Source organism: bacterium (genome assembly GCA_018814885.1).
In the GTDB taxonomy this organism is placed as follows: Bacteria; Krumholzibacteriota; Krumholzibacteriia; order LZORAL124-64-63; family LZORAL124-64-63; genus JAHIYU01.
In genome coordinates, this window is the sequence record JAHIYU010000081.1 from 1 (window position 1) to 21,097 (window position 21,097).

The window sequence follows — 21,097 nt, forward strand, 5'->3', positions numbered from 1 at the left end:
CGCCGCAGGTCCGCGGCCGCAAGGGCCGACGTCGCCGGCGCGACGAGCGGGAGCCAGCGCGGAGGCCTGTCCTCCCAGCGGCGCCAGAGCGACCCGGCGGCGCGGGTGAGACGGCTGCGGCGTTCCAGCACGATGCGCCCGCTCATCCGATCTCCTCCGGCTCGAGCAGCGACTCCGCCAGCCGGCGTGCGCAGTCGGCGATGTCGGCCTCCCCGGCGTCGGGGGGCACCGCGATCGCTTCGCCTTCGACGGCCTCGATGCGCGTGAACGGCAAGGGTAACACCGTGCGGTCCCAGTTGCCGAGGTTGAGATGGCGACCGCACCTGACCGTCAACGGCACGATGGGGGCGCCCGTCAGCCGGGAGAGCTGGATCACGCCGTCGCGCACCACGCCGAAGGGACCGCGGGGCCCATCCACGGCGATGCCGACGGACGAGCCTCCCTGCAGGGCGTCCAGCAGGCTCCGGAAAGCCCGTCCGCCCTGCTTGCCGGTGGAGCCGCGGGCGAAGGAATAGCCGTGCCTGCGGAGCGTGTTGATCAGTATGTCACCGTCCGGGCTGCGGCTGACCAGGAGGGTGGGGCACGCCGTCTTGACGTGGAGGATGGCCGGGATCATGTCCCGGTGCAGGCAGGCGAAGATGACGGGGCTGTCGCCCGGCCGACGTCCGGTGCCGCCGCCGTCGAGCCGGACGCTGCCGGACAGCATCCGGTAGAGAACGGGCGTGAGCCACAGTTTGAGACGGCCCGGCATCTGTCTCCTACCCGACAAGTGAAAGCGCGGCATCGGCGGCGCGGTTCCAGACGCCCGGAGCGCCGAGCGTCTCGCGCAGCGCGTCCACGCTCGAGGCGAAACGCGCCCGTCGCGAGCCTCGGGTCAACCAGTCGGCGAGATCCTGCGCCAGCCCGTCCGGCGTCGCCGCGTCCTGCACGAATTCGCGGACCAGTTCGCGATCGAGGACCAGGTTCGCCAGTCCGATGCGCTTGATGCGCACGAGCCGGCGGGCCACCAGGTGGTTGAAGGCAGACGTCCGGTACGCGATCGCGTGGGGGACTCCCGCCAGAGCCGTCTCCAGCGAAGCCGTGCCGCTGCAGACCAGGGCGAGGTCCAGTTCCCGCAGCAGCTGGTCCAGGGGCGCGTCCGAAACATCTGCGCCGGCGTCGCGCACCGGAGCCAGCGCATCTTCGCGGACGCCCGGGGCGCGGCTTACGACACATCTGAAACTACGGTGCGGAGCGAGACTCTTCAACCGTGCCACCGTTTCCAGCATCAAGGGCAGGAGCATGTCGAGTTCCTGGCGTCGGCTGCCCGGGAGCAGACCGACCGTCAGGACAGACGACGCCGAGATGAAGCGCGCTTCCCGGGCCCTCCTGTCGCGGTCGGCAACCGACTTGTCGTATCCCTCGATCAGGGGATGACCCAGCCAGACCGCGGGAACGCCCCTCGCCCGGAAAAAAGCCGGCTCGAAGGGAAGCACGGTCCCGACGAGATCCGCGGCGCGGCGCAATCTGCCTGCGCGCCAGCCTCCCCAGGCCCAGAGCTGCGGGGCCACGAGGTAGAAGACGGGCACGCCGCGATGCCGGGCGTGGGAGGCGAGTCCCAGGTTGAAGCCGGGGAAATCGACCGGCACGCAGAGGTCGACGCCGCCGCCGGCCAGATGCCGCCGCAGCGTCCGCCGCGCACGCCAGAGGGTGGGCAGGGCGGCCAGGACCTCGCCGAAACCCATGATCGAGAGCGCCGACCGCTCGCAGACGATCTCCACACCGGCCGCGGCGAGGATCTCCCCGCCGAGAGCCGTAAAACGGGTTTGCGGGCGGCGCGCACGCAGGGCGCGGACCAGTTCGGCGCCGTAGCGCTCGCCGCTGGCCTCGCCGCAGGCGAGAAAGACGTGCAGGGATGCGGAGACCGGCTGATCCGGCATGGCGCGGCTCCTCACGGGAAAACGGCGGGACGGATCCCGCCGCCATGACCACCCGTCGGCGGAATCAGCGTACGATGCCGCGCTCGGACCTGCGAATGAAGGCCATCAGCTCCTCGAGATGGGTATCGAGCTGACAGACCAGCGCCATCTTCTCGAGGGCCTGGCTGACGTTCAAGCCGCTGCGGTATAGCAGCCGGTACGCCTTCTTCAGGTTCACCAGGGCCTCCTCGCTGAAGCCGCGCCGCTTCATGCCCACGCTGTTGAGACCGGAAACCTCGGCGGGGCTGCCGGCAACGCGTATGAACGGCGGCACGTCCTGGGCGACGCGGCTGCCGCCGCCGATGAAGGCGTGCGCGCCGATGCGGACGAACTGGTGTACGGGCGTCATGCCGCCGAGGATCGCCCAATCCCCGATGGTGACGTGCCCCGCCAGGTTGACGGCGTTGGCCAGGACGATGTTGTCGTTCAGGACGCAGTTGTGCGCGACGTGCACGTAGGCCATGAGCAGGTTGTTGTCGCCGATGCGGGTCTTCTCGTTCTCGCCCGAGGCGAGGTGGATCGTGACGTATTCGCGGATCGTATTGTTGTCGCCGATCTCCACGTAGCTGATCTCGTCGGCGTACTTGAAGTCCTGGGGGGCCAGACCGATGACGGCGCCCGGGAAGATCTTGTTGCAGTTGCCGATGCTGGTACGCCCGTCGATCACCACCGAGGAGGCGATCTCGCAGTCCGCGCCGATGGTCACGTTGGGACCGATCACGGTGAAGGGACCGATCCTCACGTTGTGGCCGATCGTGGCGTCGGGATGCACGACGGCAGTCGGATGGATCTCCGGTTTGCGCACGGGCCGCAGTTCCGACGCCCGTTTCATGTTCGCTGACAAGCTATCCTCCCCGGCCTGGACCTCAACGGTCGACGATCGTCGACATGAGCTTCGCCTCGGCTACCTTTTCCCCGTCCACGTAGGCCACCCCGCTCATCTTGCAGATGGGGCCGCGCATCTTGACCATCTCCAGTTCGAAGCGGATCTGGTCTCCGGGCGTGACGGGCTTCCGGAATCTTGCTCCATCGATACCGCTGAAGTAAACAAGTTTCGACTCCGGATTTTCAATACTGCTCATCAGCAGCACGCCGCCGACCTGCGCCATGGCCTCGGTGATCAACACGCCCGGCATGATCGGATGGTCCGGGAAATGGCCCTGGAAGAACGGTTCGTTCACGCTGACGTTCTTGATGCCGACGACCCTCTTGCCGGTCTCGAACTCGATGATGCGGTCGACCAGCAGGAAGGGATACCGGTGCGGCATGACCTTCATGATGGACGAGATGTCCCAGTACTGCGGCTTGCGCGGCGGATAGATGCGCGTCGACCTGCGCTCCTTGCGCGCCAGCACGCGCGCAAAGGCCAGGTTCCCGTCGTGGCCGCTGCGTCGCGCGATCACGTGTCCCTGGATGGGCATGCCCACCAGCGCGAGGTCGCCGATCATGTCGAGGATCTTGTGCCGGACGAACTCGTCGGGGAAGCGCAGCGGCAGATCGTTGACCAGTCCGCCGTCCTCCACGATAAGGGCATTCTCCAGCGTGCCCCCCTGTCCCAAGCCCATGGACTGGAGTTTCTCCACGTCGTCGCGCAAGGCGAAAGTGCGGCAGGGAGCGATCTCGCGTTTGTAGACATCCGGCCTGATCTCGCAGCTGAACTCCTGGATGCCGATCAGGGGATCGGCGTACTCGATCTGGCACGTGATCCGGTAGCTGTCGCAGGGCACGACCTGCAAGGAGACCTCGCCGTCGCTCCAGGACATGGGCGTGTCGACCTGCAGGTAGTAGCTGGGCAGACCCTGGTTCACGATCCCCCCGGACTCGAGCAGCTCGACATAATCGATGGTGCTCCCGGCCTTGGGCTCGGGGGGTTCCGGTCCGTCGAGATCGATGTAGCAGTTCGTTACTCCCAGGCCCGCCAGGGCCGAGAGCACGTGTTCGACGGTCTGGATCTCGGCGCCGCCTGCGGCCAGCTTGGTATTGCGCATGCCGCCGTGATCGGCGGGAACGTTCTCGATCAGGGCCGGAACTTCCACCCGTCCGTCCGGCGTATCGACCCTGAACACGAGCCCGGTATTGATCGGCGCCGGCAGGAAAGCGATGGTGGCCGGGGCACCCGAATGCAGGGCGGTGCCGGTCATCGCGACCCTTTCACCCACGGTCTTCTGAAGGTAAAGCACCTCAGCTCTCCTCGTCCTTGACGCCCAGGATCTCTTCCAGCCGGATCAGGCGCTTAAGGAACTCCGGCAGACGGTGCGTGAGCGCCACCAGCTTGAAGCCGCGTCTGAATTCGACGGCCGGATAGCCGAACACCGTCTGGCCGCTCGGCACGTCGCGCGTGAGACCGGATTTTGCCGCCACCTTCACGCCGTCGCCAAGGGATAAATGATCCCCCATGCCCACCTGGCCGCCCATCGTGACGCCGTCGCCCACCACGCAACTGCCGGAAATGCCCGTCTGGGCCGAGATGGCGGTATTGGCGCCGATGCGGACGTTGTGGGCGATCTGCACCAGATTGTCGATCTTCGTCCCGGCCCCGATCCGCGTTTCACCCGTCGTGGCCCGGTCGATGCAGCTGTTGGCGCCGATCTCCACGCGGTCCTCCAGGACGACGATCCCGATCTGGGGAATATGCACCAGGCCCTCGGGACCCGGATGGAAGCCGAAGCCGTCGCTGCCGATGACCGCGCCGGGATGCAGGATCACCTGTCGCCCCAGACGACAGCGCTCGCGGATCGTCACGTGCGCGTGGATCAGGCAATCCGCGGCGACCTGGACGCCCGGCTCTATCACGACGTGGGACCCTATCCGGACGCCGGACGCAATTTTCACACCTGCGCCGATGACCGCGTAGGCACCGATCGAGGCGACATCGCCCAGTTCGGCGTTTTCATGCACCAGGGCGGTGGGATGGATGCCGGTCGGGAAGACGTCCGTGATCTCCGGGGCAAAGAGCTGAAGGATGCGCGTGAAGGTGGCGCGGGGGTTCTCGGCACGCAGTACCGGCAGCTTGCAAGCCACGTCTGCTCCCACGACGGCGGCCGACGCGCCGGAATGCTCAAGATCGGCGATACGACGCCCGTTCTCGGCGAAGGTGATATCGCCGGTACGCGCCTCGGCGATCCCGGCCGCGCTCCGGATCTCGGGATCCCCGTCTCCGTCCCTGGGCACGCCCAGCAACCGGGAAAGCTCGCTCAGACGGTAAGCCATGCTACTCTTCCACACCACGCACGAGCGCCGACAGGATGCGATCCGTCAGATCCACCTCGGGATCGATGTAGACGGTGGTCAGGGCGGCCGTATCGATGATGATCCCGAATCCCTCTTCCTTGCCCACCCTCTCCGCGATGAGCTTCACCTGGTCGATGATCGGCTGGATCTTGACCTTGTACTCGTTCTCGGCCTTGGTCTCCAGGGACTCCCGGAAGGTGAAGTAGTCGCTCTTGCGATCCTCGAAATCCTGCATCTTCTGGCCCAGGGCGTCCTCCCCCAGCAACATGCGCTGGCTCTCGATCTCCTCCGCCAGGCGCTGCAGCTCCTTTTCGCGGTCCGTGATGTCCCGCTCCAGATCCTGCAGGAACTTCTGGTACTGGGTCTGGGCATCCTTGGCGGCGCCGTATTCCTGCACGATGCGCTCCGAATCTATGACGCCCAGGGGTTTGACGTCCGCGGCGAGTGCGGCGGCGGGCACGAGGCCCAGCAGGGCCGCCAAGGCCACCGTCGGGAAAGCGAACGTCTTCAGGACTCTGTTCATCATCAACTCCTCGTGCTGGGGCACTGTCGCTGCAGGCGTTTGACGTCACTAGAAGAAGGTGCCGAAATTGAAGTGCGGTTCCCAGCCGGGGCCGCCGGCGCGATCGAAACCGTAACCATAATCGAACCCGATGGTCCCCATCATGGGCACTTCGACACGGATACCGAAACCCGCGCCCTTGCGCAGGTTCGTGAAATCAGCCTCGCCGAAACTGTTCCAGGTGTCTCCCTGGTCGACGAAACCTAGCAGTTGCACCGCCTGCGTCAAGGGGTAGAGGATCTCGGTGCTCATGATCGTATAGAACCGGCCGCCGATGAAGCCGGGATTGCCGCGGGGCACGATCTCCAGATCGCGATACCCCCGTAGCGGATAGACGCGGTTGCCGCCGAGCCGGAACTTCTCGTAATCGGGCACGCCGTCGGGATTGTCCAGGCCGTGGATCAGGCCCATGGCGGTCCGCAGGTTCAGGGCGAACCCCCCGGGCAGCTTCTGGTAGTAGGAATGCTTCAGAAGATGCTTCTGATACTCTATCTCGCCGCCGAACGGCCCGCCGGAGAGTTCCACGCTGTAACTGGATCGAGAGCCGGCGGTCGGGAAGAACGGGTTGTCGGTCGAATTGCGGGAGAAGCTCAGGGTCACGGCGCTCTTGGTGCGCGGCCAGTCGACCTCGTCGAGGCGCTCGAATTCCAGTTCGTCCGACCCGACCTGATCCTCCAGGCTGTCCAGGTAGTTGATGTAACCGTAGCTGAAGTTGGACAGACGGGTCTCCGAGAGCTCGTAGCGCAGGCCGAGGCGGCTGTAACGGGTTCCCGGCAGCCGGCGGCCCAGGCGTAGGGCCAGACCCCTGATCCGGCTCTCGTAGAAGTCGTCGAAGTTATACTGGTACCGGTCGAAGAGATCGGCGCCCACGAGCATGGGACGGCCCATGAACCAGGGCTCCGTGAAGTTCAGGTCCACGTAGCGCTGGCGGCTGCCGAACTGCCAGGCCAGGCCGATGTTCTGTCCCTTGCCGCGGAAATTCGTCTCCGCGATCTGGATGAAGCCGGTGGCCGAGGTCTGGGCGCTGTAGGCCATGCCGAAAGAGAACTGGCCCGTCTGCTTCTCCTTGACCTTCATGATCAGATCGATGTCGCCGGAGGTGTCGGCCGGCCTGAAATCCACCTGCACGTCCTCGAAGTATCCCAGCTGGAAGATGTCCCGCTGGGTCAGGCCCACAAGGGAATTGCTGAAGAGGTCCCCGGGGAAGACGTGCATCTCGCGCAGGATCACGTCGTCGAAGGTCTTGAGGTTCTCGACGATCGTCACGTCGCGCACGTGCGCCGGCTCGCCCTCCTGGAAGCGGAAGACCACGTCGACGACGTTATCGCGTATGTCCCGCTCCGGCTCGATGGTGATGTAGATGTAACCGCTGTCCCAGTAGAGGGAGTGCAGGGTCTGGACCGTCTCCTGGTAGTCGCTCTCGCGGAAGATGTCGCCCTTTTCCAGCAGGATGAGGCGCGCGACCGCGATATCGTCGAAGACCGTGTTGCCCTCCCAGTTGATCCGGCCGACGGTGTACTGGGGTCCCTCGTCGATGCGGATCAGCAGATCGAGGCGCTCGTGGTTCTCGACGAACTCCAGGTCCACGTCCGTCACGGCCGCGTCCAGGTAGCCGTGGTCGCGGTAATGCGCGCTGATGCGCTGCTTGTCCTCCTCGAACTGCTGTTTCTTGAAGGTGGAGCTCTTGAGGAAGCCGCCCGTGCTCTGCTTCATCTTGCCCCGCAGTTCGTCGTCGCTGAAGACCGTGTTGCCCGCGAAGGCGATGGTGCGGGCCTTCACCTTGCGTCCCTCGACGATGGTGACGACCAGATCCTGGAGGTTGCTGGCATCGACCACCGACGAATCCAGATGGGCCGACATGTTGTAGTAGCCCTTCTCCTGGTAGAGCTCGCGCAGGGGCGCCAGCTCGCGGATCAGCACGGCCGGGTTCGCGAATTGACCCACCTTGGGTCCGAAGGCCTCGCGCAGATCGTCGTCCTTGACCTTGTCGTTGCCCTTGAAGGCGACCTGCTTGATGCGGGGGAATTCGCGCAGGTTGAAGATGAGGCGCACGCCGGCGTCCTCGTCCTGACGATAGACGAAGATGTCGGAGAACTTGCCCGTCTTGAACAAGTTGCGGATGGCGGCGGCCACGGTCTCTTCCGAGAAGGTGTCCCCCTCCTCCAGTTCCGACCAGGCCCTGACCTGCCTGGCCCCGACCGTGCGGGCGCCGACGACGTCGATGGCGGAGATGGTCCGCTCGGTCGTCTGGACGGAGAGTGCGCTCGCGGAGGCCAGCAGCAGGAGCCACGGCCCTGCGCGCCTGAAGCACATACGTTTCATCCCGTCTTTCCGGTTCGTGTGCGGCGGCCTGCGCGCCCCGGCCGGGACCCGCTTGAGCCGAGGCATGGTAACAGAGGGCTCTGCACCTGGCAACTCCGCGGCGCGCCGCCCTTGTACGCGGGCGAATATCCGGGGTTCCCTACTGGAAGCGGAGAAAAAAAATGCGGCACTCACGGCAGGAAAGCAAGGACGGGAAGCCTCGACCTCCCGTCCCTGGCGGCGCGCGATCAGTCGCGACCGGGATCCGGCAACGTCTCTATCATTCAGGACCGGGGGGCGCCTTGCCGACACCCGCGGGCTCCTGGTCCTCCTCGCCGAGCTTGGCGGTGGAGAACTTCAGCACGTCGTTGCCGCTGTCGACCGTGACGCGGCTGTTGTGGGAGATCTCGCCGCGCAGCAGCTTCTCGCTCAGGGGGTCCTCCACGTACTTCTGGATGGCCCGGCGCAGCGGACGCGCTCCCTGTTCCGGATCGAGTCCCACGCGGCAGAGGAAATCCTTGGCCCCGTCGGTGAAGTCGAAGACGATGTCCATGTTCTTCAGCCGCATGTTGACGTCGCCGAGCAGGATCTCGACGATCTGGCGCATGTCCTCCAGATGGAGCGAGCGGAAGAAGATCAGCTCGTCGACCCGGTTGAGGAACTCGGGGCTGAAGGTCTTGCGCAGGTCCTGGTCGATGGCCGACTTGATGCGGACATCGGTGGCCTTCTTCTCCTCGGAGCCGAAGCCCAGGGCCTTGCTGTCCTTGGCCTGGCGGCTGCCCACGTTGGAGGTCATGATCACCACCGTGTTCTTGAAGTTCACCGTGCGGCCGAAGCTGTCCGTGAGCTGCCCGTCCTCGAGCACCTGCAGCAGGATGTTGAAGACGTCGGGGTGGGCCTTCTCGATCTCGTCGAGCAGGATGACCGAGTACGGCTTGCGCCGGACCTTCTCCGTCAACATGCCGCCCTCGTCGTACCCCACGTAACCCGGCGGGGCGCCGATGAGGCGCGAGACCGCGAACTTCTCCATGTACTCGCTCATGTCGACGCGGATCAACGACGACTGGTCGCCGAACATGAACTCCGCGAGGCGGCGCGCGACCTCCGTCTTGCCCACGCCGGTCGGGCCCGTGAACAGGAAGGAGCCGATGGGGCGGCGCGGGTCGCGCAGGCCGGCCCGGTTGCGCCGGATGGCCTTGGAAACCGCGTCCAGGGCCGGCTCCTGGCCGATGATCCACTTGCGCAGCTCGTCTTCCATGCGCAGCAGCTTCTCGGTCTCCTCCTCCTCGACCTCGGCCACCGGGATGCCCGTGATGTCCGCGATCACACGGCAGACCAGGCGGATGTCCACGCAGGCGGCGTTGTCGCTGGATTCGACCTTCCAGTTCTTCTTGAGATCGGCGAGCTTGCGTCGCAATTCCTTCTCGTCGTCCCGGTAACGGGCGGCCTTCTCGAACTCCTGCGCCTGGATGGCGGCCTCCTTCTCCTTGACCACCTCGTGGATCTGGCCCTCGAGATCGCGCAGGTCGGGCGGCATCACCGCCATGGACAGGCGGGCCCGCGATCCGGCCTCGTCGATCACGTCGATGGCCTTGTCCGGCAGCGCGCGGCCGGAGATGTAGCGGTTGGACAGCCAGACGGCCGCCTTGATGGCCTCGTCCTCGAACTTGACCCGATGATGCGCCTCGTAGCGGTCGCGCAGGCCGAAGAGGATCTCGACCGTCTCCTTCTCGGTGGGCTGGTTGACGATGATCGTCTGGAAGCGGCGTTCGAGCGCGCCGTCCTTCTCGATGAACTTGCGGTACTCGTCCATGGTCGTGGCGCCGATGCACTGGATCTCACCGCGCGAGAGGGCAGGCTTGAGCATGTTGGAGGCGTCGATGGCGCCCTCGGCCCCGCCCGCACCGACGATGGTGTGCAACTCGTCGATGAAGAGGATGATGTCCTCGGATTCGCGTATCTCGGCCATGATCTGCTTGAGCCGCTCCTCGAATTGGCCGCGGTATTTCGTTCCCGCCACGACACTTGCGAGATCCAGCGAGACGATCATCTTGTTGCGCAGGGTGACCGGTACCTGCCCCTCCACGATGCGCGACGCGAGTCCCTCGGCGATGGCCGTCTTGCCGACCCCCGGCTCGCCGATGAGCACCGGATTGTTCTTCTTGCGCCGCGACAGGATCTGGATGACGCGTTCGATCTCGGGCAGGCGGCCGATGGTGGGATCGAGCTTGCCGTCGGCGGCCATCTGGGTCAGGTTGCGGCCGAACTGGTCCAGCACGGGCGTTTCCTGCTTCTTCGCGTCCTGGGCCTTCTCCCGGGGGCGGTCGCTGGATCCCAGCATCTTCAGCACCTCGCGCCTGACCCGCTCGTGACCCGCGCCCAGATCGTTCAGCACGCGCGCCGCCACGCCCTCCCCCTCCTTGATCAGGGCCAGCAGCAGGTGTTCGGTGCCCACGTAGTTGTGGTTGTGGATGCGCGCCTCGTCGATGGAAATCTCCAGCACGCGCTTGGCCCGGGGCGTGAATGGTATCTCGCCGATGGTGATGGTGCCACTCTGGGAATTGATGATCTCGTCGATGGACTGCTGTATCTGCACGAAATCCACGCCCAGGCGCTGCAGGACGCGCGCGGCGATCCCTTCACCCTCCCTGATGATGCCGAGCAGGAGATGCTCGGTACCGATGTAATCGTGCTGCATGCGCCCGGCCTCGTCGCGGGCCAGGAAAAGAACCTTGCGCACTCGCTGGGTAAAGCGGTCGTTCATGCTGTCGCGCCTCCATTCGCCTTGCTTCGGGGCAGGGTCAGCGGCGAGGACCGCGCTGCCTGCCGACAATATACGGTACGCCCGGCACATCGACCACAGACCGGGCAGCATCTTATCATAGTATCGTAAGATTGGGCAGTGACTTGAGGAATCCTGAGCATCGATCAGTCGGAGGCGCCGTCCGCCTCGAGCCGACCCTCGGCCAGCAGAAGGCGGCGATCGGCCCGGGCGGCCAGGGCGTGGGAGTGTGTCACGACGATCAGCGAGCTGCCGGATGCGTGCGCGAGGTCGAAGAGGATGTCCGCCAGCTCGGCGCTCAGGCTGCGGTCCAGGTTGCCGGTGGGCTCGTCCGCCATGATCACGGCCGGCGCGTTCATGAAGGCGCGGGCCACGGCGACACGCTGCTCCTCGCCGCCGGACAGCTCGCCCGGCAGGTGATCGAAGCGGCCGGACAGGCCCATCCTCGTCAGCAGTTCCTGGGCGCGGGCGACGGCCGCGTCGTCCACCCGGCCCGCCATGCGCACCGGCAGCAGGACGTTCTCCAGAGCCGTGAAATCGGGCAGCAGGAAATGGAACTGGAACACGAAGCCGACATGCTCCCGCCGCCATTCGCTCCAGACCGAGGGAGGTGCGCCGCTCAGACGCGCGCCGCGGAACTCGATCACGCCCGCGCTGGCGTCGTCGAGCCCGCTGAGCAGGTTGAGCAGGGTGCTCTTGCCGGCCCCGCTGGCACCCATGACGGCGACGCTCTCGCCCGCCGCGAGATCGAAATCGCATCCACCGAGGACCGTGAGGTCGCCCCCCGATCTCGGGAACACCTTGCCCAGCCCGCGGCACGACAGCAGAATCGACACGTCAACTCCCGAGATCAGGTGTAGCGAATGATGTCCATGGGTCGCAGACGCGCCGCTTCCGCGCTGGGCAGGAGCGTCGCCAGCAGGGTGATGCCCATGCCCACCGCCCCCACCAGCAGGAAGTCCGCGGCCTGCGCCACCACGGGTACATGATCCACGAAATACACGTCGCCCGGCACGGAAATCCCCACGCGATCCAGGTACAGGTAGCCCAGGTAGCCCAGCAGGCTCCCGAGCGCCGTGCCGACCGCACCCACGAACAGGCCGTCCAGCACGAAGATGCCCTCGATCTGGCGCTTGCGGGCGCCCATCGAGAGCATGATGCCGATCTCGCGCCGCCGCTCCCCGACCATCATGGTGAGGATGCCCACGATGTTGAAGGCGGCGACCAGGATGACCAGACCCAGCAGGAGGAACATCAGGATCTTCTCTATGCTGACCCACTGGAAGAGGTTTCGATTGAGGTCGATCCAGTCGTTGCAGTGGAAGGCGAAAGGTCCCAGGGCGGTCTCGATGGCGTCCGCCACCTCGGGCGCGCGCATCATGTCGGCGACCTTGACCCCGATGCCGGTGGCGCCTTGGGGGTCGTATCCGAAGAAGGCGCGCGCGTCGTCCAGGGGCATGTAGACGAACCGGGCGTCGAAATCGTACAGGCCGGTGTCCAGGAAGCCGGCCACGACGAAGCGCCGGCTCTCCGCCTCCAGGTTCCGCAGGTCCAGGTCGCCGCTGGGGGCGGTGATGGTCACGGTGTCCCCCAACCCGGCGTACAGCGAGGCGGCGAGCTCCGCGCCGAGCACGATGCCGGGGAATCCGCCTTCCCCGCGCAGCGCCGCCAGGGAACCCTCGCGCGGGTGGATCAGGTGCGAAAGCGGCGTGACCGTCTCCTGCAGGTCGGGATCGACGCCCCAGACGACGCCGCCGCGGTGCTGCGGCTGCACGGCGCGACCGCGCGACGTCACCACGACCTCCTGGCGCACGAAGGGCGCGACGCCGGTGACCTCGGGGATCCGCCCGATGCGATCGACCGTCTCGCCGAGCCGTTCGAATCCCGAGGGAGTGCTGGTCACGACCGTGACCATGGGCATGTTCTCGATGAAGGTGCGGCGGAGTTCGGCGTGCAGGCCGTTCATGATGGCCAGGGTGAGATCGAGGACCATGACCCCGAGGGTGATGCCGGCGACGGCGGTCACGGTCACGCGGTTGACGAAGCGCGAACCGCCCCGGTTGCGCAGGTAGCGTCCGGCGATGTATGCAGCGAAGCGCATGGTCTTCCCCGGCGGCCGCGCGGACCGCCCTGACAGTTAGCCCTCGGGTCGCAGGGCCGGAAACAGCACCACGTCGCGAATGGAGCGGCAATCCGTCAAAAGCATGACGATGCGGTCCAAACCGACGCCGAGTCCGCCCGTCGGCGGCAGTCCGGTCTCCAGGGCTTCCAGATAATCCTCGTCCAGGACCTGGGCTTCGTCGTCGCCCTTGGCCCGCAGCTCCATCTGCGCCTCGAAGCGACGGCGTTGATCGCGTGGGTCGTTGAGCTCCGAGAAGGCGTTGCAGATCTCGAAACCGGCCACGAAGGCCTCGAATCGCTCGACCAGATCGGGGTCGTCGCGGTGGCGCTTCGCCAGGGGCGAGAGCTCCAGTGGATGGTCGACGACGAAGGTGGGCTGGATGAGATCGGGCTCCACCAGGGCGCCGAAGAGCGCGTCGAGGATCTTGTCGGCCCCATGCCGGGCTTGACCTCCACGCCGTGCTGCGCCGCCACCGCGGCGACGCCCGCCCGGTCCATGCCGCGGAAATCGACGCCGGTCTTCGCGCGCAGGCCCTCCAGGTAGGGCAGCCGCCGGAATCCGTTGCCGAAGTCTATGACGTGCTCTCCGTAGGCCACGCGGCCATCGCTGCCGAAGCGCGCCACGAGCCTCAGCATCAGGCGCTCGAAGAGATCCATCACCCGGGTGTAGTCCCAGTAGGCCGCGTAGCATTCCATCATCGTGAATTCCGGATTGTGCGTGCGGTCCATGCCCTCGTTGCGGAAGTCCTTGCAGAACTCGAAGACCTTCTCGAAGCCGCCCACGATGAGCCGCTTGAGGTAGAGCTCGTCTGCGATGCGCAGGTAGAGCGTCTGGTCCAGGGCGTGGTGATGCGTCTTGAAGGGACGGGCCGTCGCGCCGCCGTAGAGAGGCTGCAGCACCGGCGTCTCCACCTCCAGGAAGTCCTCGGCCACCAGGAAATCCCGGACCTCGGCCAGGATCGCCGAGCGGCGCCTGAACCGTTCGCGCGTCTCCAGGTTCATGATCAGGTCCAGGTGCCTCTTGCGGCTCCTGAGCTCGAGGCCCATATCGTGCCATTTCTCGGGCAGGGGGCGCAGGGCCTTGGCCAGCAGCTCCCAACGCGACACCCGGACCGTCAATTCTCCCGTCTGGGTACGGAAGAGGGTGCCGTCGACGCCGATGATGTCGCCCACGTCGAGATTCTTCTTGAAGAAGGCGAAGTCGTCCTCCCCCAGATCGTCGCGGCGGGCGTAGATCTGGATCTTGCCCGGCCCGTCGTACAGGGGCAGGAAGATCGTCTTGCCGGCCTTGCGCTTGGCCATGATGCGGCCGGCTATGCTCACGACCGTCCCGTTCGCCGTCAGTTCCGCCTCCTCGACGTGCAGTTCGGCGCTGGTGTGCGTGCGCGCGAAGACGTGGGGATAGAGCGGCCCTCGTGCGGCGAAGGCCTCCAGCTTGCCAAGGCGCTCTTCGATCAGGCGATGCCGCTGCTGGTCGTTGCCGTTCCCGGACACTTGTCCTCCTTCGTCGGTCTCTACTCCGACGCCGCCCGGCTCGTATGGCGCAGGTAGGCGTCGATGAAATCATCCAGTTCGCCGTCGAGCACGGCGGCGGTGTTCCCCGTCTCGTGATCGGTGCGATGGTCCTTGACCTTGGTGTAGGGATGCAGCACGTAGGAGCGGATCTGGCTGCCCCAGGCGATCTCCATCTTGTTGTCCTCGATCTCCTGTCGTTTCTTCCGCTCCTCCTCGCGCGCCTGCATGTACAGCTTGGCACGCAGCATCTTCATGGCGCTCTCGCGGTTGCGCAGCTGGGAGCGCTCGCTCTGGCACTGGACCACGATGCCCGTCGGCTCGTGGGTCAATCTGACCGCGCTGTCGGTCTTGTTGACGTGCTGTCCGCCGGCGCCGCTGGCTCGGTAGGTGTCCATGCGGATGTCGGCCTCGTTGAGCTCGAGCTCCACGTCGTCCGCGACCAGGGGAAACACGAAGACCGAGGCGAAGGACGTGTGCCGCCGTTTCTGGGCGTCGAAGGGCGAGATGCGCACCAGCCGGTGCACGCCCGATTCGCTCTTGAGGTAGCCGTAGGCGAAGTCGTGCTTGACCTCGATGACAGCGCTCTTGATGCCCGCCTCTTCACCGCCCTGCAGATCGAGTACGCCGTGGGACATGTCGTTGCGCTCGAGGTAGCGCTTGTACATGCGCAGCAGCATCTCGGCCCAGTCCTGCGACTCCGTGCCGCCCGCCCCCGGGTGGATCTCTATCAACGCGCCGCGCGCGTCGTCGGGACCGCTCAGCAGGAACTGGGCTTCGAGGCGGTCGAGGGTGCGGCCGAGTTCGGCCACGCCCGCCGCCACTTCCGCGGCGGTCTCGGGATCGTCCTCCTCGCCGGCCAGCTGGGCCAGCACTTCGAGATCCTCGCAGGACTGTTCGGCGCCCGCGACGGGGTCGAGCCAGCGCTTGAGCCGGCGGGCCCGGCCGAGCACCTTCTCGGCCGCTTCGCGGTCGTCCCAGAAACCGGGAGTGGCTTGACGCTCCAGCAACCCGTCATGCTCTGCGTTCAAGGCGGGCAGGTCAAAGACACTCCTTCAAGCGCGTCAATCGCGACTTCTGCTCGGCGAGTGCCTCGAGATGCTCCTTCATGTCAACCCCCCGGGATGTTCCCGCGCATGTATGTTTCGTGGATCGCGGCGACGGCGCGCCGCAGTTCTTCCGCGGAACCGGAATTGTCGAGCACCACATCGGCCCGGGTGAAGTCCGCCGTCATGCTCCGCTGGGCGGCGATCCGCGCCAGGGCCTCCGCGCCGTCCAGACGCCCGCAGCGGACGAGACGGTCCGCCCGCAGTGCCTCCGGAGCTGTGACCGCGATCACCAGATCCACCGGACCGAAGGACGGTAGCAGAAAGTACACGGCCGCCTCGACGACTGCAAGGCCCGGCTGCCCGGCCTCTCGCTCCAGCTCGTCCAGCCTGGCGGCGAGGCGCGCGCTGAGCCGGCCGTGGGTGATCCGGTTCAACCGGGACAATTCCCGCCCGTCGGCGAAGACGATCCCGGCCAGAGCGTCCCGGCGCACGGCACCGGCGGCGACACACGATGCGCCGAAGGCCGCGGCGATCTCCGCCACGACCGCAGGATCGTGCAGCACGCCATGCCCCTCGGCGTCGGCGTCGACGATATGGGCGCCCAGTCCGGCCAGGGTCGACGTCACGAGGCTCTTGCCGGCGCCGACGGGACCGGTGACGACCCATCTGCGCAACCTGCGGGCGCCGTCACCCATGGGCTTCCGCCCAGTCGGCGCCCACGTGCACGTCCACCACCAGCGGCACGTCGAGCGCGTACACGCCGGACATGGCGTCGCGAACGAGCGCGGTCACCCGTTCGACCTCCGCGGCCGGCGACTCCAGCAGCAGCTCGTCGTGAACCTGGAGCAGCAGCATCGACGCCAATCCCGCGTCGGCGAGCCTGTTCTCTACCTCCAGCATCGCCAGCTTGATCAGGTCGGCCGCGCTGCCCTGGATGGGGGTGTTGACGGCGACGCGTTCCTGGAAGCTGCGGAGGCGGTTGTTGTCGGACATGATCTCGGGCAGCGCGCGGCGGCGTCCGAACAGGGTCTCGGTCGCGCCCGTCTGCCGGGCCTGGTCCCGGCGGGCGGCGACGTACCGCTTGACGCCTGGATAGGTGCGGAAATACCCGTCGATGAAGCCGGAAGCCTCGCGCGTGGTGATGCCGAGCTGCCGGGCCAGCGCCCGGGCGCCCATGCCGTAGATGACACCGAAGTTGATGGCCTTGGCGCGGCCGCGCATCTCACCGGTGACCGCATCCTCGTCGACGCCCCCAACAAGTGCGGCGGTGCGCCTGTGCACGTCCCCGCCCGCGCGGAAGGTCTCGATCAGCTTCTCGTCCCCGGACAGGTGCGCCAGCAGCCGCAGCTCGATCTGGGAATAATCAGCCGAGACGAAGACCGCGCCCTCGGTGCGGGGGACGAACGCCCGGCGGATCTGACGCCCCCGCTCGGACCGCACCGGTATGTTCTGCAGGTTGGGATCCGACGAAGACAGCCGGCCCGTCGCGGTCACCGCCTGGTTGAAGGACGTGTGGATGAGACCGCTGTCGGGATTGACCAGTTCCATCAAGCTGTCGACGTAAGTCCCCAAGAGCTTTGCCAGTTGCCTGTGCTCGAGAACCTGCCCCGGCAAGGGGTGTTTCTCGGCCAGGGCGCTGAGGACGGACACGTCGGTGCTCCAGCCGGAAGACGTCTTCTTCACCGGCTTCAGCCCGAGATCCTCGAACAGGACCGCCGCCAGCTGCTGGGGACTCTGGACGTTGAATTCCTTGCCCGCTGTCTCGTGGATCTTCTGCTCGAGAACCGCCAGTTCGGCGCGGAACGTCTCACCGAGACCCGCGAGGAACGGCAGGTCCAGGGCGATACCGCGCTTTTCCATGGCATAGAGCACCTCCGTCAGGGGCGTCTCCATGGTCTCGAACAGGTCGGCCAGGACCGGTTGACCGGACAGTTCCGCCACGAACAGCTCGTGGAGCCTCCGGGTCGCATCGGCATCCTCGGCGGCGTAAACGGCCAGTCGCTCCAACGGCACGGACAGGATGTCCTTGGCGCGGTCCCCGGGCCCGAAGAGATCGGCGTAGGGGATCATGTCCAGCTCGAGGTAGTCCCGCGCCAGTTCGTCGAGGCCGAATCGCTGGCGCCCCGGGTCCAGGACGTAGGCGGCGACCATCGTGTCGAAGACCTTGCCGCCGAGCGGCAGTCCGTGCCGGTCCAGGATCCACCGGTCGAACTTGAGGTTCTGGCCCACCAGCAGGCGGTCCGGATCCGCGAGGACCGGCGCGAGTCCGGGCCGGATCCAGTCCAGGTTGTCCTCGGCGTCGCCCGGAAAGAGATCGCCCTGCGCCGCGACGGCGCGCACGAGGACGGGGATATAAACGCTCTCTCCCCGCCGCGCGCAGAGCGAGATGCCGACCAGCCGCGCGGTGTCCGGACGCAGTCCGTCCGTCTCCGTGTCCACGGCCAGCGGGACATCCGCCGGAACGGATTCCAGGTACGCGGCCAGTGCGGGCGCGTCGCCGAGCAGGCGGTACCCGCGGGCGCGGAGGTTCCAGCGGGCGTCCGGGGCCGCCGCCGTTTCGACGTCGCCACTTTCTCCCGCGCCGTCCCGCTCCGCGAGCCTGTCGGTCAGGGCGAGGATCTGGCGCAGTCCGAGCTCGTCGAGCAGCGCGCGCACCGCGGGGCTCGTCGGCAACCTGGTGCGCAAGTCGGACCATTCGATCTCCAGGGGAACGGCATCGTCTATCCGGAAGAGCTTCCGCGACAGGAAGACCTGCTCCCGGTGCTCGCCCAGGACGCGTTTGAGGCGCGGTGTGAGCTCCGTCGCATCGAGATCCGCGTAGAGACGCGCCAGCGAACCGTATTCCTGGATCAGTTTCGTGGCCGTCTTGGCGCCCACGCCCGGCGCACCGGGTATGTTGTCGCTGCTGTCGCCGGCGAGCGCGAAGACGTCGCTGAGCGCCGCCGGTTCCAGGCCGAATTCGCGCCGCACGTCGTCGGCCGTGAATTCCGTCACATCGCTGTTGCGGCGCCCCGGCTTCAGCATGGCCGTGCGCTCGTCCAGCAGCTGCAAGAAGTCCTTGTCGCCGGTGTAGAACCAGACCTTATCGCTGATCCGGCCCGACGTGCGCGCTAGCGTGGCCATGATATCGTCCGCTTCGTATCCGGCGCGGGAAAGGACCGGCACGCCCCAGGCGGCGAGCAGCTCGTGCAGGCGGGGCAGCTGGTCCGCCAGATCATCGGGCATGGGCTTGCGGTTCGCCTTGTAGTCCGGGTACATCTCGTGGCGGAAGACCTTCCCCTTCTCGTCGAAGACGATCACGAGATACTCGGGCTTCCGGGCGGCGATGAGGCGCAGGAGGCTGTTGAAGAAGCCGAAGGCCACGGACGTGGTCTCGCCGCTCGGCGCGGTGAGCGGCCGCTTTATGAAGGCGTAATGGGCGCGGTAGACGAGCGCGGAGCCGTCCACGATGATCATCGACACGAGAGAATCACCCCCCGTCATCCGCGGCGCAAGGGCACCCGTACAGACCGTGCAGGCGGATATAGTCCAGCACGCGCCCCGGCAACAGGTGCGTCACGGATTCGCCGGCGGCGATGCGGCGCCGGATCGCCGTGGACGTGACCGGCACCAGGAAGTCCTCCAGCAGAGTGACGCGCGGCGTGGAGGACGCGGGGTCCGGGTCGATGCCGGGACGCGGGAAAACCACGATCCGCGCCAGCTCCAGGATGCGATCCGGGTCGTGCCAGGTCCGGAAATCCCGCCAGGCGTCGGCGCCCACGATCAGCAGCCATTCGTCGCCGGGGCGTCCGCGGGACAGTTCCGCGAGCGTCTCCACAGTATAGCTGGGACCGGGGCGACGCAGCTCTAGGTCCAGCACTGATACGTACGCGTGCTCGGCCGCGCCGAGCACCGCCATGACTTCGCGGTGATGCCCGGCGGCCAGTGGCGCCGGTTTCCCCGGTGAAATCCTCGCCGGCGAGATCAAGACCTGTTCGCAGAGGCCGCGATCGCCCAGTTCCCTCACGACGGCGAGATGTCCGTTGTGGAACGGATCGAAGGAGCCGCCGAAGAGAGCCAGTCTCATGGCCCGCTCGCAGACGGCAGTTTCTCCAGCAGGACGGCTGCCCGCGCAGCCTCGCCGGTATTCGGATATTCCGCCGCGATCCTGCCGCAAAGCGCACGCGCTGCGGCCGTGTCCCCCATGTCCCGGGCCAGGCGCGCCCGGCGCAGCATGACGCCGCCGCGCAGGCTGCTCGTCGTCTCCTCCTCGATGAGCCGGTCCAGGGTGATCGCCATCGCCTCCTGCCTGCCCAGTCGCTTGTAGACCGAGAGCTGGCGAAGCCGCTTGCGCACGACGAGATCGCTGATGTCCACCAGGTACTGTCTCACCTCCGGCGCCCGGGACGAGGCGGGATAGGTGCTCAAGAATGATACGAAGCGGATCCGCGCGTCGTAGGCAGGCGTGATGTCGCGTTCGGTCCTGCCCACCTGCAGCAGATACGCGCGGGCTTCCTCGAAGACGGCCTGCTCCACGAGCTCGCTGTCCGGATATTCCTGCCGCAGGATCTGCAGCTCGACGGTCGCCAGCGGGTATTCCTTCTCCGCCATGTAGCTCATGGCCTTCTCGAATTGCGCCTGGACCGCCAGGGAATCGACGGGGCTCTGCCGGAGGAAGGCGGCGTAGGCGTCGATCGCTTCCCGATGCTTCCCGTGCTCCCGATAGGCGGCCGCGCGTTCGTACGTTCCCGCCGGGTAGGGATTGTGGGCGCCGCAACCGGCCAGTCCGGCCGCCAGCAGCAGACACGCCAAGCCACGGGCGCGGGCGAGGCGATGGACACTGGTTCTGACAGTCAAGGCAAACCTCCGACGCCCGGTATCCTTCGACACCATGCTCAGTTGCCCGTGTTGGTGAAATAGATGGCCTCGAGACCCGATAGGGCGCCGAGCACCACCAGCTCTTCCAGGATCGTCCGGATACCGCCTTCGGCCGGCTCGGCCGACGTGAACTTGTAGGTGGGCTCGTCTACGAGCTTCAGGTAGTCAGAGGGCAGGCGGTCGGAGAAACGCCTCTGCAGGCGTTCGTCCATGAGCAGACGCCCGCTGGCCAGATCCACCACGCCGACCAACACGCTGATCTCGATCTCGCGGTCGATCCATTGGTGCCAGAGACCGAACTTGCGTCCGACCTCGGGATAGCCCAGCTCACAGGTCTCGAAGAAATACCTGATCTCGATATCTGCAGCCGCGGGGCGGATCGGACGATCCGTCTTGTCCGCTTCGGCTTCGTCGAGATAGGCCTGATGTCCGGACTCCAGCAGCGTCGCATAGAGCGTTGTCTCGAACAGGGGCAACGCCTCGTGCTTACCCCTGGCGCGCAGAGAGACGCGTCGTCCCTGGCCCGGTACGGCTGCCACCACCTCGCGGGCGATACCCGTCAGCAACGCCTGGGTCACCCAGAGGTTGGTGCGGATGGTATCGGCCGCCGCCGCTTCGAACGCCGGCGCCGCCGCCGGGCCGGACTCCTCGCCTGCTGCCGCCACCGGGGGCAACGACAGGAACAAGCAGCAAAACACGAGCCAGGATCGCATCTCGGCTTCCT

General features: G+C 66.6%; 16 protein-coding genes and 1 pseudogene. All 17 read right to left on the reverse strand.

Features of this window, described 5'->3' with window-relative positions; all coding sequences use genetic code 11:
* Positions 1-142: 142 nt before the first annotated feature.
* Positions 143-751: a lysophospholipid acyltransferase family protein gene (locus KJ554_04890; GenBank protein ID MBU0741675.1), complete on the reverse strand. Its 609-nt coding sequence runs from the start codon at positions 749-751 to the stop codon at positions 143-145.
* Positions 752-758: 7 nt separating this feature from the next.
* Positions 759-1,919, reverse strand: a complete 1,161-nt coding sequence (lpxB, locus tag KJ554_04895) for a lipid-A-disaccharide synthase (GenBank protein MBU0741676.1) — start codon at positions 1,917-1,919, stop codon at positions 759-761.
* A gap of 64 nt (positions 1,920-1,983) precedes the next feature.
* On the reverse strand, positions 1,984-2,790 hold the full coding sequence (gene lpxA / locus KJ554_04900; protein MBU0741677.1) for an acyl-ACP--UDP-N-acetylglucosamine O-acyltransferase: 807 nt from the start codon (positions 2,788-2,790) through the stop codon (positions 1,984-1,986).
* Positions 2,791-2,824: 34 nt separating this feature from the next.
* Positions 2,825-4,138, reverse strand: a complete 1,314-nt coding sequence (lpxC, locus tag KJ554_04905; GenBank protein ID MBU0741678.1) for a UDP-3-O-acyl-N-acetylglucosamine deacetylase — start codon at positions 4,136-4,138, stop codon at positions 2,825-2,827.
* Position 4,139: 1 nt separating this feature from the next.
* Positions 4,140-5,168 carry a UDP-3-O-(3-hydroxymyristoyl)glucosamine N-acyltransferase gene (lpxD, locus tag KJ554_04910; GenBank protein ID MBU0741679.1) on the reverse strand — a complete coding sequence of 343 codons (1,029 nt, stop codon included), beginning with the start codon at positions 5,166-5,168 and terminating at the stop codon, positions 4,140-4,142.
* A gap of 1 nt (position 5,169) precedes the next feature.
* Positions 5,170-5,712, reverse strand: a complete 543-nt coding sequence (locus tag KJ554_04915) for an OmpH family outer membrane protein (GenBank protein MBU0741680.1) — start codon at positions 5,710-5,712, stop codon at positions 5,170-5,172.
* A 48-nt stretch (positions 5,713-5,760) separates the two neighbouring features.
* On the reverse strand, positions 5,761-8,073 hold the full coding sequence (gene bamA / locus KJ554_04920; protein ID MBU0741681.1) for an outer membrane protein assembly factor BamA: 2,313 nt from the start codon (positions 8,071-8,073) through the stop codon (positions 5,761-5,763).
* Positions 8,074-8,332: 259 nt separating this feature from the next.
* Positions 8,333-10,816: an ATP-dependent Clp protease ATP-binding subunit gene (locus KJ554_04925; GenBank protein MBU0741682.1), complete on the reverse strand. Its 2,484-nt coding sequence runs from the start codon at positions 10,814-10,816 to the stop codon at positions 8,333-8,335.
* A gap of 164 nt (positions 10,817-10,980) precedes the next feature.
* Positions 10,981-11,688 (reverse strand): ABC transporter ATP-binding protein, encoded by a 708-nt coding sequence (locus KJ554_04930; protein ID MBU0741683.1) that lies wholly within the window; start codon positions 11,686-11,688, stop codon positions 10,981-10,983.
* Entirely contained in the window at positions 11,685-12,935 is a 1,251-nt protein-coding gene (locus KJ554_04935; protein MBU0741684.1) for an ABC transporter permease, read from the reverse strand. Before KJ554_04935 ends, KJ554_04930 begins: the two co-directional genes overlap by 4 nt.
* Before the next feature lie 36 nt (positions 12,936-12,971).
* Positions 12,972-14,449: pseudogene (lysS, locus tag KJ554_04940) on the reverse strand (lysine--tRNA ligase).
* A 20-nt stretch (positions 14,450-14,469) separates the two neighbouring features.
* Positions 14,470-15,577, reverse strand: a protein-coding gene (prfB, locus tag KJ554_04945; protein ID MBU0741685.1) for a peptide chain release factor 2 whose coding sequence is annotated in 2 segments (ribosomal slippage) — positions 14,470-15,522 and positions 15,524-15,577 — 1,107 coding nt in all. Because the reading frame shifts where the segments join, the coding sequence is not laid out codon by codon here.
* A gap of 1 nt (position 15,578) precedes the next feature.
* The gene (coaE, locus tag KJ554_04950; GenBank protein MBU0741686.1) at positions 15,579-16,211 is read right to left on the reverse strand and encodes a dephospho-CoA kinase; all 633 of its coding nucleotides are present in this window, start codon (positions 16,209-16,211) and stop codon (positions 15,579-15,581) included.
* Positions 16,204-18,978: a DNA polymerase I gene (polA, locus tag KJ554_04955; protein MBU0741687.1), complete on the reverse strand. Its 2,775-nt coding sequence runs from the start codon at positions 18,976-18,978 to the stop codon at positions 16,204-16,206. The genes coaE and polA overlap by 8 nt, the downstream gene beginning before the upstream one ends.
* 7 nt (positions 18,979-18,985) lie before the next feature.
* Positions 18,986-19,582, reverse strand: a complete 597-nt coding sequence (gene nadD, locus KJ554_04960; protein MBU0741688.1) for a nicotinate (nicotinamide) nucleotide adenylyltransferase — start codon at positions 19,580-19,582, stop codon at positions 18,986-18,988.
* Positions 19,579-20,352, reverse strand: coding sequence for a tetratricopeptide repeat protein (locus KJ554_04965; protein ID MBU0741689.1), 774 nt, complete (start codon positions 20,350-20,352; stop codon positions 19,579-19,581). Before KJ554_04965 ends, nadD begins: the two co-directional genes overlap by 4 nt.
* Before the next feature lie 38 nt (positions 20,353-20,390).
* Entirely contained in the window at positions 20,391-21,086 is a 696-nt protein-coding gene (locus KJ554_04970; GenBank protein MBU0741690.1) for a hypothetical protein, read from the reverse strand.
* Positions 21,087-21,097: the final 11 nt, after the last annotated feature.

Bases quoted from the DNA above. Each gene is read 5' to 3' on its own strand.
- KJ554_04890 (MBU0741675.1), bottom strand. From the start codon at position 751: ATGCCGGGCCGTCTCAAACTGTGGCTCACGCCCGTTCTCTACCGGATG.
- lpxB (MBU0741676.1), bottom strand. From the start codon at position 1,919: ATGCCGGATCAGCCGGTCTCCGCATCCCTGCACGTCTTTCTCGCCTGC.
- lpxA (MBU0741677.1), bottom strand. From the start codon at position 2,790: ATGAAACGGGCGTCGGAACTGCGGCCCGTGCGCAAACCGGAGATCCAT.
- lpxD (MBU0741679.1), bottom strand. From the start codon at position 5,168: ATGGCTTACCGTCTGAGCGAGCTTTCCCGGTTGCTGGGCGTGCCCAGG.
- KJ554_04915 (MBU0741680.1), bottom strand. From the start codon at position 5,712: ATGAACAGAGTCCTGAAGACGTTCGCTTTCCCGACGGTGGCCTTGGCG.
- bamA (MBU0741681.1), bottom strand. From the start codon at position 8,073: ATGAAACGTATGTGCTTCAGGCGCGCAGGGCCGTGGCTCCTGCTGCTG.
- KJ554_04925 (MBU0741682.1), bottom strand. From the start codon at position 10,816: ATGAACGACCGCTTTACCCAGCGAGTGCGCAAGGTTCTTTTCCTGGCC.
- KJ554_04935 (MBU0741684.1), bottom strand. From the start codon at position 12,935: ATGCGCTTCGCTGCATACATCGCCGGACGCTACCTGCGCAACCGGGGC.
- coaE (MBU0741686.1), bottom strand. From the start codon at position 16,211: ATGGGTGACGGCGCCCGCAGGTTGCGCAGATGGGTCGTCACCGGTCCC.
- nadD (MBU0741688.1), bottom strand. From the start codon at position 19,582: ATGAGACTGGCTCTCTTCGGCGGCTCCTTCGATCCGTTCCACAACGGA.
- KJ554_04970 (MBU0741690.1), bottom strand. From the start codon at position 21,086: ATGCGATCCTGGCTCGTGTTTTGCTGCTTGTTCCTGTCGTTGCCCCCG.